Raw genomic sequence first — 15,326 nt, 5'->3', positions numbered from 1 at the left:
ACCCCGGCCCGAAACCGGAGCGGTGGCCGTCAGGTCCGACGCCATCCCGCGGCGCCCACCATCTCGGCGACCTGGGTGAACTTCACACGGGGCCGGCCCTGTTCGAGGCCGCGACGCCGTTCGCGACGGTCGATGGCCCGCATCCCGCGGTAGCCGATCACCGTCCGGACGCGTGTGCGCACCAACGCACCGAAGGCTCCGGGCTCGCGTTCGGTCCGCGGCAGCCGGCCCGCCGCGGCGTCGGCGATGAAGTCCTCGACGGTCCGCGTCGCGCACATCTTGTTGGCGCCGATGCCGCCGCTGGGTCCGCGCTTGGCCCAGCCGAGCACATATCCGCCCGGCACGATCGCACCTGTCTCGTCGACGAGGCGGCCGTCGACGTTGCTGAAGACGCCGCGCGCGTCGTCGAAGGTGAGACCCGGGATCGGGGTGGAGCGATAGCCGATCGAGCGCACCACGAGATCGGTGGCGACGTGGTGACGCCCCTCCCCCGTGCGCACCGTGATCGACTCGACCTGCGAATCACCGGTGATCTCTTCGGGACTGCTGTGGAACAGGAACACGATCCGCCGGCGCTTCGGGTCGGCGGGATGACGGAACCGGGCGAGATCGGCACATTCGGCGTCCTCGATCACCTCGACCTCGACACCCGGGATCTCCGACAGCGCGCGGTATTCGGCCGCGGTGTAGGCCGCGGACGCTTGGTCGCGACGGCCCAGCAGCACCACTTCGTGGACATTCTGCTCGGCGAGCAGTTCGAGCGCACGGTCGGCGATGTCGGTGGTGGCCAACAAATCCGGCGGGGACACGAGGATTCGCGCGACATCGAGGGCCACGTTGCCCGTACCGACCACGACCGCTCGACCCGTCGCCGGGTCGTCGGCGGTTCCGCGGCGCAGCGGTGGCCCGGCATCGACACCGGGCACGCCGTTGTACCAAGCGACCAGATCGGTGGCCGACGTCGAACCCGGAAGGTCCTCACCCGGAATTCCCAGGCGCCGTGACTCACTGGCACCGACCGCGTAGAACACCGCGTCGAAATGCTCGGCCAGTTCGGCCGGCGTCACCTGGTCGGGCCCGTCCCCGATGGTCACGTTGGTCAGCATCGTGACGCGCGGGTCGCGGTAAAGCAGGTCGAACCCGCGGAGCACGCCCTTGGTGCCCGGGTGGTCCGGGGCGACACCGGCGCGCACGAGCCCACCGGGAGTGGGGAGTTTGTCGATGACGGTGACCTGCGCCTCGGTGCGGTCGAGCAGCGTGCGCAGGGCGTACCCACCGGAGGGACCCGTTCCGACCAGCGCGACCCGAAGTCCCGCAGGCAGTTTCGGCACGTCCGGATAAGTGATCGACGACGCGGAGTCGTCACCGATGGGCGCCCAGCCCGAGCGAACCTCCGGGTTGGTCTTGTAGTAGTCCGCGTTGATGTCGATGAAGACCTTGTCGCGGGTGCCGAGTTTGTCCGCCGGGTAGATGGCGTCGACGGGGCAGGCGTCGGCGCATGCGCCGCAATCGATACACGCCTCGGGGTCGATGTGCAGGATGTCGGAGCTGCCGAAGCCGCGCTCCTCCGGTGTCGGATGGATGCAGTTGACCGGGCACACGGCCACGCATGCTGCGTCACTGCAACACGATTGGGTGATGACGAACATCAGAGCATGTGCGCTTTCCGGTAGTACCGCATGGCGGGCTTGGTCAACAGTCCGACCTCGTCGAGGAATTCCATGAGGTGCGCGCAGCTGCTGCGGATCATCGAGTGAAAGTGCGAGTTGCTGCGCATCTCCCGGACCGCGCGGTCGACGTCGAGCCCGGCGTCGGCAAAGGCCTTGGGCTGCACCAGACTCGTCACGATGAAGTAGGCGCCGACGGCGACCGCGAACGCACTGAACTGGCGGCGCGCCCAGCTGACACCCTCCAGCGAGTCACGCACCTCTTCGCGCGCGAACTTCATGTGGCGCGATTCCTCGAGCACATGGATCTCGTTGACCGTGCGGATGAAGTCGAGCACGCGGTCGTCGCGCATGCAGCCGCGCTGGAAGACGTCCAGGACCTCTTCGGCGACCAGGATGCCGGCGTAGGCGACCTCGTTCTTCGCGGTCTGCATGAAGATCTTGCCGAGGCGCGAGACCTTCTTCGACGGATGGTAGGAGGCGCCGACCATCTTCTCCGACGCCTTGGCGAACATCAACGAGTGCCGGCACTCGTCGGCGACCTCGGTGAGCGCGAATTGGAACTCCGAACCGTGGTAGTCGCCGAGGTACTGGTCGCGGATGACCATCTCCTGCAGGATCATCTCGAACCAGATCCCGATGTTCATGATCGAGGCGAACTCGTGGCGCGTCACCGAGATCCGCTGTTCCTCGGTGAGCTCGTCCCAGTACGCGGTCCCGTACAGCGACGACCATTCCGGACTGCACCCGTACTTGGTGGGGTCCATCGGCTTCGACCAGTCGATCTCGGTCATCGCGTTGCGCGACAGCCGGGCGGCCGATGCCAACAGCCGTGCCGAGACCTCTTCGGTGCCCTGGTCCCGGAGACTGATGACATTCTCGGATCGTTCCATCGCGGCGGTCATGGAGAACTCACTTCCCGGTCGTCGTCGATCGTGACAATGATCGATGTAATGACAATGCGTGTTGTCAAGATAGCACCGCCGTGTGACCGAGTAAACGAATCGACGAATATACTCACCGGTAAGTTCAGCGCCGAGGATCGTCCTCGCAGGTCAGCGGCGTCGAAGCCGTCCGTTCAGTTGCAAGGAGTTCTCCATGCCCTCCATCTTCATCACCGGCGGCGCTGCCGGAATCGGTCTCGCCACCGCGGAGCGTTTCGGCCGCGACGGGTGGACAGTCGGCGTCTACGACGTCGATGCCGACGCGCTGGCGAAGGTGAAGGCCGACCATCCCGACTTCATCACCGGCACCCTCGACGTCCGCGAGCCGGAGCAGTGGGCCGAAGCTCTCGCCGAGTTCACCTCGCGCACCGGCGGCACACTCGACGTCCTCGACAACAATGCCGGCATCCTCCACGAGGGCCAGATCGACCACATCACGCCGGACCAGATCAAGCGGCAGATCGACATCGACGCCCTCGGCGTCGCGCTCGGCGCCCAGGCCGCATACCCGTACCTGAAGAAGACGCCGGGCGCGCACCTGGTGAACATCGGATCGGCGTCGGCGATCTACGGTCAGCCCGGCATCGCGGTCTACTCGGCGACCAAGTTCTTCGTGGCGGGCCTGACCGAGGCGCTCGAACTGGAATGGGAGCACGACGACATCCGCGTCGTCAGCATCTGGCCCCTGTGGGCGAAGACCGCCCTCGCCACCGGCGGCGCCAAGTCGACGAAGACCCTGGGCATCCGGATCACTCCCGAACAGGTCGCCGAGAAGATCTGGGAGTCGGTGCACCCGACCCGTCAGGACAAACTGCTCCACCGCACCAGCTACTCCGTCGGCGCGCAGACCCTGTTCCTGCAGAACGCCGCCAAGTTCATCCCGAACTTCCTGAACCGCGCGGTCAACAAGTACATCGCGCAGTAGTCCACCCCCACTCGCAAACCCACCCCTTTTCCGTAGATCCACCGCGCTCGAACCAGGTGGGTCTACGGAGAAGGGGTGGGTTTGTCGGAAGGTGGGCCCGGACGGCGCATTCATGCGTCTGATTCGTATGGACCTACCCACCGATCCGCATGGCCTGATTCTCCGCAAAGAAGCCGCCGGCACCCACATCAGCGATGAACAGTTGCAGCACTTGGTCGGCAACAAGACCCTCGTGCGGCTCCGGCCAGGCGCGTTGGCTGACTTCACCGCGGTCAGCGAACTCCAGGCAGTCGAGAAGCACCGCTTGACCGTCATCGCTGCGGCAAGGGCCGGACGACCCGGTCGGATCTTCAGTCACGCTTCGTCAGCTGCCATGCACAGGTTGCCGATGCTGTGGCCCGACCTGTCGCAGGTCCATGTGACGTCGCCGAAAGTCGGGAACGGGCCAAGCACATCGTCAGACATCAGGCCACCGTCAAGCCGCAGGACATCGACGTCATCGACGGGGTCACGGTGACATCCATCTGCGCACTGCATGTGATGTCGCGCGAGTGGGAACCAACCGGCAGGCCCTTGCGGTGCTCGACGCCGCGCTTCGACGTGACGCCGATCCGGACCAGATGAGACAGATCCTCGACTCGTGCCGAGGATTCAAGGGTGTCGAGATGCTCCGCCGCGCGCTGGCACACGCGAACGCATCGTCGGAGAGCATCGGCGAATCCCTCAGTCGCGCAGTCATGCTCGAGTTCCCCGACCTGCCGATACCACGACAGCAGGTCAAGATCTTCGACGACCACGGCGTGTTCATCGCTCGCGTCGACTTCCTGCTGGCGAACAGGGTGATAGGCGAATTCGACGGCATGATCAAGTACAGCGGCGGCCTCGGCGACGAGCCCGCGTGGCAGACGGTGGTCGAAGAGAAGGCGCGTGAGGACAGGCTGCGCGCGCAGGGGTACACCGTCGTGCGGTGGACATGGCCGGACCTCGCCGACAAGGCGCGCTTCTACGCGCAGATCAAGAAGGCACTTCGACTCGGCGGCGTCGAGTGACTCGCAAACCCACCCCTTTTCCGTAGATCCGCCGCGCTCGGACCGGGTGGGTTTGCGGCAAGGTCAGCGTCGTGCGGTCGGGAGCCGCAGCGCGAACCGGAGGCTCACCAGGCGCAGCGCGGTCGCGAGGACAGATCCGACGACGAGCCAGATCCAGTGCGCCGCCGAGGTGTACGTCCCGCCGACCGCGACGATGGCGGCACCGAGTACCGCGGGTACGGCGTAGAGGTCGGCGGGTGTGAGGAGGAGCGGGATCTCGTTCGAGATCATGTCGCGGAGCACGCCGCCACCCACCGCGGTGAGGAGCCCGACGGTCGTCGCGGCGAACGGGCTCGCCCCGACGTCGAGGGCGATGCTCGCACCCGTGGCCGCGAAGAGCCCCATCCCGAATGCGTCAAGCACGAGTATCGACCGGTGCAGTGCCGTGAAGGCGGGATGGAAGAAGAAGACGACGAGGCCGGCGACAGTTGCGGTGACGATGGGACCCCACCCGCTGATCGACGCGGGCGGGGTGATCCCCAGCAGGACGTCGCGCAATACGCCGCCGCCGACCCCGGTGAGCACGCCGACGGTGATGATCCCCCACATGTCGAAGTCCTTGCGGACCCCGAGCATCGCCCCCGACGCCGCGAACACCGCGATACCCGCGAAGTTGAGCACGTCGAACACCACGAGATCACCTCAATATCCAGGGACAGGCCAGTCGGTCAGCACGCGAATGACCGCCCCGGGCGAGCCAGGGGCGGTCATCGGTATGACAGTGCGGCGCCGGTACGGCGACCGAACGAGGCTAGCGACGATCCAGGTCGATGAGACCGGCGCGAGCCGCCTTGACCAGGCGACGCGGAATCCGCACGGGGACGCCGTTCACCTTCTCTTCTTGCAGTGCGGGGTTTTCCGCCTTCCACTGCGAACGACGGCTACGGGTGTTCGCCCGCGACATCCGGCGCTTCGGTACAGCCATGGTTGAGCCCTTCTCCTACTGTGGTCTGCGTGGCCGGTGGTGACGCCTGGCATCACTGGATCGGCCCCATCAGTGCACCCCTCGACCCGGCGCGGCCGCGGCACACAACCCGACCAGACTACCTGGCGAGGACGCCCGATTCCAAAATGGCCGATCCGCACGCGCCCGGGGTCGCCTACTTCAGAGGTAGCCCCACGGCGATCGGAGGTCGGTCAACGCGATGGCCACCCAGTATGCAACCCACACGACGATGATGAACGCCCCGATGATGACCGCGGTGAGCGCCACCCCATCACCGGTCTGCCTGCCACCCGACGCCGCGATCTGTCTCCGCGCGACGATGCCGAGCACCAGCCCGACGATGCCGCCGACCCCGACGCACAGGAGACCCAGCAGTGAGGCCGCCAGGGCGGCCACGGCCAGTTTGTTGGTCGACGGGCCATCGGCGTCGACGGGCCGGCCGCCTGCGGGGCGGGAGTCGGCGGAGGCCGATTCCGCGGATCGGGCATCACCGAGCGTGGCGAACGGTTGCCCGGACCGACCCGGGGGCGGACCCTGCGGAGGCTGACCGTACCCCGGCGGGGGTCCATATCCCGGCCGGCCGGGTCCGGGTTGCCCCTGACCCGGCGGTCCGTAACCCTGCGGCTGTCCGTATCCCTGCTGTCCGTATCCCTGCTGTCCGTATCCCTGCTGCTGACCGAAGCCCGGCCGGGGAGGTGGTGGGGCTTGTCCCGGTGGCGGTCCCGCCGGGGACCGCGTCGAGATCACGCGCGTGGCGTCGTAACCGGACGGGGCCGGGCCACCCGGACCCGGGTCCCCGGGGCCACTGGGCGCGGGTGGCGGCGGAACCGGCTGTGCAGCGGACGGATTCGACGGTCCACCGGTGCGGATGACCCGGGTGACACCGTCGGCCGGACTGTGCGACTCGGGAATCTCCGTGTCATCCGGTCCGGTCCCGGGTGTCGAGGTCACCGGCACCGAGTCCGGCACCTCGTCGGGGACCGCCGCCTTCTGGGTCGGTTCCCACGGCGACGGGTCGGTTGCCGAGGTGTCCGAAGGTGGGCCGGACGGTGGGGATTGCGGTGCCTGGGCCGGATCCGTCGGATCGCTACCCCCGGTCGGAGTGGTCATCGGATGCCTTTCACAAGCTGTGCCGCAGCGGGACAACGCGGGGAGATGCGTGCACGACCAACCGGCCGTGCATCACGCACAGCTTAGTGAGAAAGGGCTCCGAACTGGGCCGGAGTCGATGAACACGACCCCGGATCGGCCCGAAATTCGTTCAGTAGTAGTAGGTGGAGGAGCTCGTGTCGCCGGCGACGATCAGGACGATGAACAGAACGGTCCACACCACGCCACCGACGATGGCGAGCGCGCCGGTGATGATCCCCGCCAGGCCCATCCCCGAACCACTCTGCGTGCCACCGGACTGTTCGATGTCACGTCGCGCCATGAACCCCAGCACGACGGCCGCGATGCCGACCGGTATCGACAGGAAGAACGAGAAGAACAAGCAGGCGATCAGCGAGACGACGCCGACGATGCCACAGATCAAGGCCGCGATCGCCTTGCCGTTGGTCTTCTGCGGCGGCGCGTATCCGTAACCGCCGCCGTAGGGTGCCGCGCCGTAGGGGTTCTGCGACCCGTACGCGCCGCCGTACGCCGGCGCCTGGTAGGGATCGTTGACCTGACCGTAGGACCCACCCGGCGGCTGTGCGTAGGGATCCTGGCTCGGCGTCCCGTAGCCCTGGTTGCCGGCCGGCGATCCGTACGGACTCTGGCCGTACTGCTCCTGACCATACGGGTTCTGCCCGTAGACGTTCTGGCCGTAGGGGTCCGACGACGGACCCGGCTGGTAGGTCTGGCCGTACTCGGTCGGCGCGTACTCGGGTGCGGCACCCTGGCCCTGGTCACCCTTGGAGAGGTTGGGACCCGAGTTGCCCGAGGACCCCGAGCTCGGCACCGTACCCCAGTCGTCCTGGCCCTGGCCCGAGCCCTGTCCCGGTGGATAACTCACGCACAACCCCCATGTAGATCCGACACGATGTGTTCACCAGCCTAACGATTAGACTCAACCGGTGTCTGGCGTCATCTCCGGCTTCACGGTGATCTTCATTGTAGTCGGGGTGGGATATCTCCTCGGGCGCACGCGTGTCATCGGCGACCACGCCCACGAAGTCCTTTCCCGCCTGGTGTTCTTCGTCTTCACACCGGCGCTGCTGTTCCACTCCATGGTCACCTCCGATCTGTCGGTTGTCTTCTCGTCGACGCTGGTGATCGCGGGCGGCAGCGCGTTTCTGATCGGTGCGCTGTACGTCGTCGTCGCCAAACTGTGGTTTCGACGCGCGGTTCCCGAACTCGTGATCGGCGGCCTGTCGTCGTCGTATGTCAACAGCGTCAATCTGGGTCTTCCGATCGCGATCTTCGTTCTCGACGACGCGTCGTTCATCGCGCCGCTGCTGCTGTTCCAGATCCTGATCTACTCACCGATCGCGTTGCTCGCGCTGGATCTCACCGCGCTGGACCGGGATTCGGGAAGATCGCTGCTGCGGGACTCGCTCGTCGCGCCGATCACCAATCCGATCGTCGTCGGCGGACTCGCCGGTCTGTCGGTCTCGCTGATCGGCTGGAGCCCGCCCGCGGCCGTGATGTCCCCGGTGAAGATGCTCGGTGACGCCTCCGTGCCGGCGGCGCTGCTGGCATTCGGCCTGTCGCTCACCGGCGTCGCGGTGTTCAAGAAGGGTGCGAGCCCCCGCCGCGACATCGCACTGGCAAGCGTGCTGAAGATGATCGTCATGCCGCTGGCCGTCTACGCCATCGCCCGTTGGGGATTCGGGCAGACCGGTGAGGCGTTGTTCGCGCAGGTGATCATCGCGGCGTTGCCGACCGCGCAGAATGTCCTGGTGTACGCGACCCGTTACCGGCGCGGCCAGATCCTCGCCCGGGACACGGCACTGATCACGACGCTCACGTCGATACCCACCATCATGATCATCGCCCTGCTGCTCGCCTGAACTTCCTCAGTCGTCGGGCTCCTCCCGGGGCACGTACTTGACGTCGACGCCGCCCATCAGCGCCAGTCCGGTCACCCGTACCACTGGCGCGCCGGGCCGGGACGCCTTTCGCGACCGGCCGCTGAATCCGCCCATGATGCCCAGTCCCCCGATCTCGACGGTCACTCCGTCGGGCATCTTGATCTCGACCCCGCCCATGATCGCCACGCACTGGACCGTCAGCACCGGCGCGGTGAACTCCACCTCGCGAAGGTCCAGTTCGACCCCGCCCATGATGGCGGTGGCGGTGAGTTGATCGGCGACCACCGCCGTCCCGGACAGCTCGCTCCCGGACATGATGGCCAACCGGTGGCGGACGGCCGTGTCCGCGCTGCCGCCCGTCACCCGCGGGCCCGGAGACAGGCTGGCCGCAGGCATCGCGACGCCGAGTTGTGCCACCGGGAGGTCGTCGGTCAGGGCGTCGAGGTCACCAAAGGTCTTCGCGAGGACCGCTTTTCCGGCCCGCTCCTCGTACTCGACCGGGGACAGGCTGCCGTGCGCCATGGCGGCGGAGAGGATCTCGTGGACCAGTTCGCGGTCCGCATCCGCGGCGCGGAGTCGGGCACGCCGGTCGTCGGGCATCGGTGAATCGCCGGGTTGGGTCACGTCTGGAAACCCTAGTTGCCCGAGTCCGGCACGACCACCCTGATCTTTCCCCGGAGACGACCCCGAGGAGTCGTCGGGCCGGTACCTCGCATCGACGACCCCTCTGGCCAACTGCCCGACGAAAGACCCGGCCGAGCGGCATAATTCAACGAGTCCGGGCGGGACGGCCGACCGGCGTACATCGGAGGCGAAGATGAGCCAGCCCTACGATCCCGGGCAGCCCGGCGACGGCCGACCGGGACCGACGCCCTCGGGTTACCAGTCGCCGTACGGCCAATCGCATCCCCAGCAGCCGCCCTACCCGGACAGCGGGTACGCGCCGTCGGGCGGCTTCGGACAACCCGCCGCGTACGGCGGGTATCCACCGCCCCCTCCCCCGCGCAAGGACCGCGCCGGGATGCGACGGTGGGGCAAGATCCTGACCCTGCTCGGTGTGCTGATCCTGGTCCTGTCGGTCACCGTCGGGGTGGTCATGGCGATCGCCGGTATCGGGAACGTGGCCGACAAGGCGTTCGAGGTCAACCCCACCGCCGAGCAGTACTACGACGCCGGTGACGAGTTCCAGTTGTTCAGCAGCAGCAGCACGAACGGCGTACCCGCCTGCGAGATCACCGGTCCCGCTGCGCTGGCGTCGGGTACGAACTCGACGACCGAGTTCACCTTCGACGGTTCCGGGGTCGAATCGTTCGATTCGTTCGAGGTCGTGGAATCCGGCACCTACTCGTTCCAGTGCGATTCGCCGGCCGTCGTCGCATCCATCGACGCGTCCGGCATCCTCCGCGGCGTCGGCGGCGTGCTGCTGGCCGTTGTCGGCGGCGGTTTCGGCGGCCTGCTCGCACTGGTGGGCATCGTGCTCTGGATCATCGCCGGCCGAAAGCCGAAGACCGTCTGACATTCTCGCGCCGACACATTCGCGCCGACGTCGCCGCGGCGCTCATCGACGGGGCGTCGATCAGCCGCGCCGACGCCCCTTCCGGGCCCGCAGATAGTCGCCGACCACGGCGGCACCGAGACCGTCGACGTCCGGCGCCACCACGCGTCCGCCGATCCGGCGGGCGATCTGATCCATGAAGTGGGCCAGCCCGGGATCCTCGCCGAGACGGAAGAACGTGACCTGGGCGCCGATTCGCGCGACATGGTCGAGTTCCCGAACCGTCAGCGCGATGGTCTGCGGGTGCGGCGGATAGAAGAAGAACGGTTCCCCACTCGGATCGAGATGCGCGGTCGGCTCTCCGTCGGTGACCACCAGGACCACCGGCTGCGCATTCGGGAACCGCCGGAGGTGCCGCTGGGCGAGCAACAGTGCGTGATGCAGGTTGGTCCCCTGCTCCATCCGCGGTTGCAGACCGGTGAGCTCGGCGATGTCGATCGACCGCGCGTATCTTCCGAACGCGATGAGGTGGAGTTCGTCGCTGCGGAAGCGCGTGGAGATCAGATGATTCAGGGCGATCGCGGTGCGCTTCATCGGCGTCCACCGGCCCTCCATCTCCATCGAGAAGGACGTGTCCACGAGCAGGACCACCGCTGCCTGCGTACGGCTCTCGGTCTCCGAGACCTCGACGTCGCGGACGTCGATACGCACTCCCGATCGCGCCATCTCCGACGTCGCGAGCGACGGTTCGTGTGTCTCGGACACGGTGCGCAGCACCGCATTCGACACGGTCCGGGTGACGTCCCAGGGGTCGGTGTCGCCGAATTCCCACTCCCGGGAAGCGCCGGTAGGCTCGCCGAGCAGTCCGGTCTGGCGGGTCTGGCGATCGCCCCGGCGGCCCGACAGCTGCTCGGCGATGTCGCGGAAGATCGACTGACCGAGCTGGCGCATCGCTTTCGGACTCAGCCGGAGCTGACCGTCTGCGGTGCGGTCGAAGAAGCCTTGCTCGGACAGCGCCTTCTCGAGCTCGGCCAGCATTCTCGCGTCGACCGCCGCGTCGTCGCCGAGCTGCCGGGCGAGCGCGTCGAGATCGATGTCGTCCATCTGCGCGCCGGCATACTGCTGTGACAGCTGCTCGGAGAGCGCCTCGAGTTCGGAGATGTCGCGTAGTGCCGCGGCCCCCTCGCCCAGTCCCATCGGCTGGTCGCCGGAGAACGACTGCGCGTCGTCCCAGTCCAGACCCGGTCGAGCCGCCCGGAGCTGCGAATCCATCTGCGCCAGTTGGTTCATGAGGTCCGGCGACCCGAACGCCTGCTGCGCCAGCTGGTCGAGCTCGGCGCGCTGCTCAGGGGTCAGCGAGTTGTAGAACTGTTGGGCCGCGGCCGCGCGCTGGGCGAGGGAATCGATGAGTTCCTCGGTGTTGCGCGGGTTCTCCGGGAAGAACTCACCGTGCTTGGCCATGAACTCGTCGAATGCCTCGGTGGTGTCCTCGCCCCGGTTGTGCGCGGCGAGGAGCTCGTTGAGGTCGCCGAGCATCTCCGAGATCCGTTGCCGATCCTGCTCGTTCGCCCCCTCGAGCGCTTCCTTCATGCCGGCGAAGCGCTGGTCGAGCAACTCCCGGCCGAGCAGGTCCTTGATCTTGTCGTAGTCCTCACGCGCCTGCGGACTGCGCCAGTTGTACTCCGACAGCTCTTCGACGGCCTGGGCGGTCGACGGCGGCAGACTTCCGATCTGCATCTCGGCGAAGCGGGCGTCGTCGTCGAGATCGCGGGCGAGTTGCTTGCGCTCCTCGAGTACCGCACGGTCGAGGAGTTCACGGATCTCGGCGAAGGTGCCGTCGAGGTTGCGCTTCTTCAGCAGTTCCTGCCGGCGACGGTTGATCTGCTCGCGCAACTTGTCGAGTCCGCGCATGTTCGGTGTCCCGCGACGCAGCATCTCTCGGAGCGCCCGCTGCGGCGACGCGCCGGCCATGACATCGTCGCCGATCGTCTCCAACGCCTCGCGCAGATCGACCGGCGGCGCGAGCGGATCGGGTCCGCCGCTGTACCGCTGGTAGCGCGAACGGTGGAAGCTCTTGCGCGCCATGTGTTCTCCTCGTTTGTCGCGAACCCTTCGTGGCTCGTCGCTAACGCTCCTCGCACCTCAGGGAGCAAAGGCGGTTCCTGCACTCTCGCTCTCGCAGCGAGCCCCTGCCCCCTGAGGTGCGAGCGAAGCGAGCCACGAAGGGTCACCCGTAGATGGTCTGCCCGGTCTCGTCGGCCTCCTTGCCGATCCGACGGGCGAGGAAGAGTCCCTCGAGCGCGAGCTCGACCGCACTGGCACGCTCCCCGTCCGAGTCCGCTTCGAGGCGCTCGGCGATCTGGTCCAGAACGCCGGAGGTGGTGTCCGGCGACGGGATGGAACCCAGCAGGTCGTCGGCACGCACCCGGTCACCGGTGACCACCGGCTCGCCGTTCTCGAGGGCGGCGACGAGCGGCGCCATGTCGACGCCGCCGAGGTGGGCACGCACCGCGTCGGCGATGGACTTGCGCATCAGGTGCTCGAGGATCTCGAGTTCCCGGCCCTCTTCGCCGGACTCGAACTCGATCTTGCCGCGCAGCACCTCGATCACCGACTCGAGATCGACCACGCGTGCCACCGCCTGGTCCTCGCCCGTCACCGTCGCCCGGTGAAGCGCCGCGGCCGCAACGGTTTCGGCACCGGCGATCGAGAAGCGGGCGGAAACTCCCGATCGCTGGTCGATCGACGGGTGGTCACGGGCGTAGCGGGTGAACCGCGCCAGGATCTCGGTGATGAAGGTCGGGACGCTGGCGGTCAGATCCGCCTCCTGCTCGATCACCGACACCTCGTCGTCGAGCTCGAGCGGGTAGTGCGTCCGGATCTCGGCGCCGAAGCGATCCTTGAGCGGGGTGATGATCCGGCCGCGGTTGGTGTAGTCCTCGGGGTTGGCACTGGCCATCACCAGGACGTCGAGCGGCAGTCGCAGGGTGTACCCGCGGACCTGGATGTCGCGCTCCTCCATCACGTTCAGCATCGACACCTGGATGCGCTCGGCGAGGTCGGGCAGCTCGTTGATGGCCACGATGCCGCGGTGCGAGCGCGGGATGAGCCCGAAGTGGATCGTCTCCGGGTCGCCGAGGCTGCGACCCTCGGCGACCTTCATCGGGTCGATGTCACCGACGAGGTCGGCCACGGAGGTGTCCGGCGTGGCCAGCTTCTCGCTGTAGCGCTGCGAACGGTGACGCCACTCGATCGGCAGATCATCGAGCAGGTTGGCGGCCTTCCGAATCGACCCGGGGGTGATGGGTTCGTAGGGATGCTCGGCCAGCTCGGAACCCGCGATGACCGGCGTCCACTCGTCGAGGAGCCCGACGAGGGTGCGCAGGATGCGGGTCTTGCCCTGGCCGCGCTCGCCGAGCATGACGACGTCGTGGCCGGCGATCAGGGCCCGTTCCAACTGCGGGATGACCGTCGCCTCGAAGCCCACGATGCCCGGCCAGGGGTCGCGCCCCTCGCGGAGTGCGGACAGGAGGTTGTTGCGGATCTCGTCGCGCACACTGCGCTGCACGTGACCGCTGGCACGCAGTTCACCCAGGGTTCGGGGTGACGGATGCCGGGTTTCGGTCGACTGGGAGCCATGCGTGGTGAAGTTGTCGTCTGGCACCTCATCGAGGCTACTCCGCGTTGTCGAGCGCGTGCTCGTCATCGCTCCTCGTCGCCGGCGTCCACCGCGGGTCCCGGCCGATGAATCCCATGAGGCGACTCACCGGGTCGGCATCGGCGTCCACCTCGACCTTCGGACCGTACTGACCCGAACTGCGGAGGATGTCGTCGATGGACGCCATGCCCTCGAGCAGTTGTCCGGCGAATCCGGGGTCGAGGTCGGGGGTGACGCCCTGGGATCGGGCGAGATCCCACGTGTGCATGTACACGTCGGCGGTGTAGAACCGGTCGATTGCCTCGACGAGTCGATGCTCGCCCGCCATCGGGTGGGTGAACGTGTCCTCGGCGGTCGGTCCGTCGAGGAGTGCCTGCACCGAGGCGGCGTGCTGTGACCACGCCCCGGCCGGGTCGTCGGCGACAGCGGGTCCCGCGGGCAGGGCCACCCCACCGGCGGCGAGGAAGCCGGTGAACCAGTCGACGAGGTGGGCCACGACGTCGCGTGCCACCCACCCGTCGACCGGCGTCGGCACCTCCCAGTCGCGGACGTCGGCGATGGCCTCCGCGAAGTCGGAGGCCACCTCTCGGTGACGCGACGATGCATCCAGTTCCGGCAGGGTCACGCCGGACACGATCAGATCTCGCCCTCGGTGAGCATGCGGTCGAGTGCGGCGTATCCCTCGTTCACGCCGACCTCCATGCCCGAGGCGAGCCAACCGTCGCGCGCTTCGAAGCTGTCGCACAGGGATTGGGCGTGGAGCCGCGTCGTGCCGTCGCCCAGATCCTCGAACCACAGGGTCTCCAGCGACACCGCATCGGGCATGCCGAGGAAGGTGAACGTCTGCACGATCTTGTCTTCGCCCACGGTGTGGAAGCACCCGCGGAATCCGAACTCCTGCCCCTCGTGGGTGGAGACATAGCTCCAGCTGCCGCCGTCGCGGACGTCCCACTCGATGACCCGGCTGCTGATCGCGTCCGGCCCGACCCACCGGACGAAGAGTTCGGGGTCGGTGTGGCCCTTAATCAGCTGGGCGGGAGTTCCGCGGAAGTCGCGGGTGATCCGGATGAGGGGGACCTCTTTGTCGGCCTCGATGGCGGCCTCGGGATAGCGGGTCTGCGTTGCGGTCATGACACCTTTCCTTCCTTGTGGAGTGGTTGTTCGACCTCGGGGTCCGACACCGTCGGATGCTGGGCCTCGGGGCCGTCGTTCATCTCGGCGAGCAACGCGTCGAGGCGCTGGTAGCGCTCCTCCGCCCGCTTCCGGTACCGCTCGATCCATTTGGTCATGAGGTCGAACACCTCTGCTTCCAGATGGACCGGACGGGTTTGGGCCTCCCGGGTTCGGGTCACCAGGCCGGCGTCCTGCAGCACCTTCAGGTGCTTCGAGACGGCCTGGATGCTGACGTCGTACGGTTCGGCGAGTTGGCTGACCGTCGCATCCGAGACCGCCAGCCGCGCAACCATGTCGCGCCGCGTCGGGTCCGCGAGTGCGGCGAACACCTTGGACAACTCGTCTGCCATCCGACCTCCTCAACCGTTTGGTTGAATACGATGGTGCGCCGGATCGTCGACCTTGTCAACCCCTCG

The 15,326-nt window shown here is 67.4% G+C and carries 17 protein-coding genes; 4 read left to right on the top strand and 13 right to left on the bottom strand.

Annotation, left to right across the window (positions count from 1 at the left end; all coding sequences use genetic code 11):
• Nucleotides 1-29: 29 nt before the first annotated feature.
• Both MVF96_RS06925 and MVF96_RS06920 read right to left on the bottom strand, forming a co-directional pair.
• Nucleotides 30-1,649, bottom strand: a complete 1,620-nt coding sequence (locus MVF96_RS06925) for an FAD-dependent oxidoreductase (RefSeq protein ID WP_247451736.1) — start codon at nt 1,647-1,649, stop codon at nt 30-32.
• A complete protein-coding gene (locus MVF96_RS06920) occupies nt 1,649-2,572 on the bottom strand; it encodes an AurF N-oxygenase family protein (protein ID WP_004020056.1) in 924 nt (307 codons plus the stop codon). The genes MVF96_RS06925 and MVF96_RS06920 overlap by 1 nt, the downstream gene beginning before the upstream one ends.
• A 193-nt stretch (nt 2,573-2,765) precedes the next feature.
• On the opposite strand from MVF96_RS06920, the gene MVF96_RS06915 reads away from it, so the two are divergent.
• A complete protein-coding gene (locus MVF96_RS06915; protein WP_159370345.1) occupies nt 2,766-3,536 on the top strand; it encodes an SDR family oxidoreductase in 771 nt (256 codons plus the stop codon).
• Between the two features lie 133 nt (nt 3,537-3,669).
• On the opposite strand, the gene MVF96_RS06910 is transcribed toward MVF96_RS06915, so the two are convergent.
• Nucleotides 3,670-3,894, bottom strand: a complete 225-nt coding sequence (locus MVF96_RS06910; protein WP_247451735.1) for a hypothetical protein — start codon at nt 3,892-3,894, stop codon at nt 3,670-3,672.
• A 193-nt stretch (nt 3,895-4,087) separates the two neighbouring features.
• On the opposite strand from MVF96_RS06910, the gene MVF96_RS06905 reads away from it, so the two are divergent.
• Entirely contained in the window at nt 4,088-4,585 is a 498-nt protein-coding gene (locus MVF96_RS06905; protein WP_247451734.1) for a hypothetical protein, read from the top strand.
• A gap of 63 nt (nt 4,586-4,648) precedes the next feature.
• Here MVF96_RS06905 and MVF96_RS06900 read toward each other — a convergent pair whose 3' ends face one another.
• The 4 genes from MVF96_RS06900 to MVF96_RS06885 all read right to left on the bottom strand — a co-directional run bounded on the left by MVF96_RS06900 (nt 4,649) and on the right by MVF96_RS06885 (nt 7,566).
• Entirely contained in the window at nt 4,649-5,257 is a 609-nt protein-coding gene (locus MVF96_RS06900) for a trimeric intracellular cation channel family protein (RefSeq protein ID WP_247451733.1), read from the bottom strand.
• 118 nt (nt 5,258-5,375) lie between these two features.
• Entirely contained in the window at nt 5,376-5,549 is a 174-nt protein-coding gene (rpmF, locus tag MVF96_RS06895) for a 50S ribosomal protein L32 (protein ID WP_004020060.1), read from the bottom strand.
• Between the two features lie 180 nt (nt 5,550-5,729).
• Entirely contained in the window at nt 5,730-6,680 is a 951-nt protein-coding gene (locus MVF96_RS06890; RefSeq protein WP_058251510.1) for a DUF4190 domain-containing protein, read from the bottom strand.
• Nucleotides 6,681-6,831: 151 nt separating this feature from the next.
• Complete coding sequence (locus MVF96_RS06885) at nt 6,832-7,566, bottom strand: DUF4190 domain-containing protein (protein ID WP_058251511.1); 735 nt, start codon at nt 7,564-7,566, stop codon at nt 6,832-6,834.
• 61 nt (nt 7,567-7,627) lie between these two features.
• On the opposite strand from MVF96_RS06885, the gene MVF96_RS06880 reads away from it, so the two are divergent.
• Entirely contained in the window at nt 7,628-8,563 is a 936-nt protein-coding gene (locus MVF96_RS06880; RefSeq protein WP_058251512.1) for an AEC family transporter, read from the top strand.
• Nucleotides 8,564-8,569: 6 nt separating this feature from the next.
• Here the strand turns inward: MVF96_RS06880 and MVF96_RS06875 are convergent, their stop codons facing one another.
• Nucleotides 8,570-9,208, bottom strand: coding sequence for a DUF1707 SHOCT-like domain-containing protein (locus MVF96_RS06875; protein WP_175404315.1), 639 nt, complete (start codon nt 9,206-9,208; stop codon nt 8,570-8,572).
• Nucleotides 9,209-9,401: 193 nt separating this feature from the next.
• On the opposite strand from MVF96_RS06875, the gene MVF96_RS06870 reads away from it, so the two are divergent.
• On the top strand, nt 9,402-10,100 hold the full coding sequence (locus MVF96_RS06870; protein WP_058251513.1) for a hypothetical protein: 699 nt from the start codon (nt 9,402-9,404) through the stop codon (nt 10,098-10,100).
• Between the two features lie 60 nt (nt 10,101-10,160).
• Here the strand turns inward: MVF96_RS06870 and MVF96_RS06865 are convergent, their stop codons facing one another.
• The 5 genes from MVF96_RS06865 to MVF96_RS06845 all read right to left on the bottom strand — a co-directional run bounded on the left by MVF96_RS06865 (nt 10,161) and on the right by MVF96_RS06845 (nt 15,260).
• Entirely contained in the window at nt 10,161-12,164 is a 2,004-nt protein-coding gene (locus MVF96_RS06865) for a VWA domain-containing protein (RefSeq protein WP_058251514.1), read from the bottom strand.
• A 142-nt stretch (nt 12,165-12,306) separates the two neighbouring features.
• On the bottom strand, nt 12,307-13,785 hold the full coding sequence (locus tag MVF96_RS06860) for a sigma 54-interacting transcriptional regulator (RefSeq protein WP_058251515.1): 1,479 nt from the start codon (nt 13,783-13,785) through the stop codon (nt 12,307-12,309).
• On the bottom strand, nt 13,754-14,362 hold the full coding sequence (locus MVF96_RS06855) for a DinB family protein (protein WP_058251671.1): 609 nt from the start codon (nt 14,360-14,362) through the stop codon (nt 13,754-13,756). Before MVF96_RS06855 ends, MVF96_RS06860 begins: the two co-directional genes overlap by 32 nt.
• An 11-nt stretch (nt 14,363-14,373) precedes the next feature.
• On the bottom strand, nt 14,374-14,868 hold the full coding sequence (locus MVF96_RS06850) for an SRPBCC domain-containing protein (RefSeq protein WP_247451732.1): 495 nt from the start codon (nt 14,866-14,868) through the stop codon (nt 14,374-14,376).
• A complete protein-coding gene (locus tag MVF96_RS06845; RefSeq protein ID WP_058251517.1) occupies nt 14,865-15,260 on the bottom strand; it encodes an ArsR/SmtB family transcription factor in 396 nt (131 codons plus the stop codon). Before MVF96_RS06845 ends, MVF96_RS06850 begins: the two co-directional genes overlap by 4 nt.
• Between the last annotated feature and the right edge of the window lie 66 nt (nt 15,261-15,326).

The sequence above is a fragment of the Gordonia hongkongensis genome (assembly GCF_023078355.1).
Lineage (GTDB): Bacteria > Actinomycetota > Actinomycetes > Mycobacteriales > Mycobacteriaceae > Gordonia > Gordonia hongkongensis.
The sequence above is the reverse complement of the archived record's forward strand: the minus strand, read 5'-3'. Positions and strand labels throughout refer to the sequence as shown.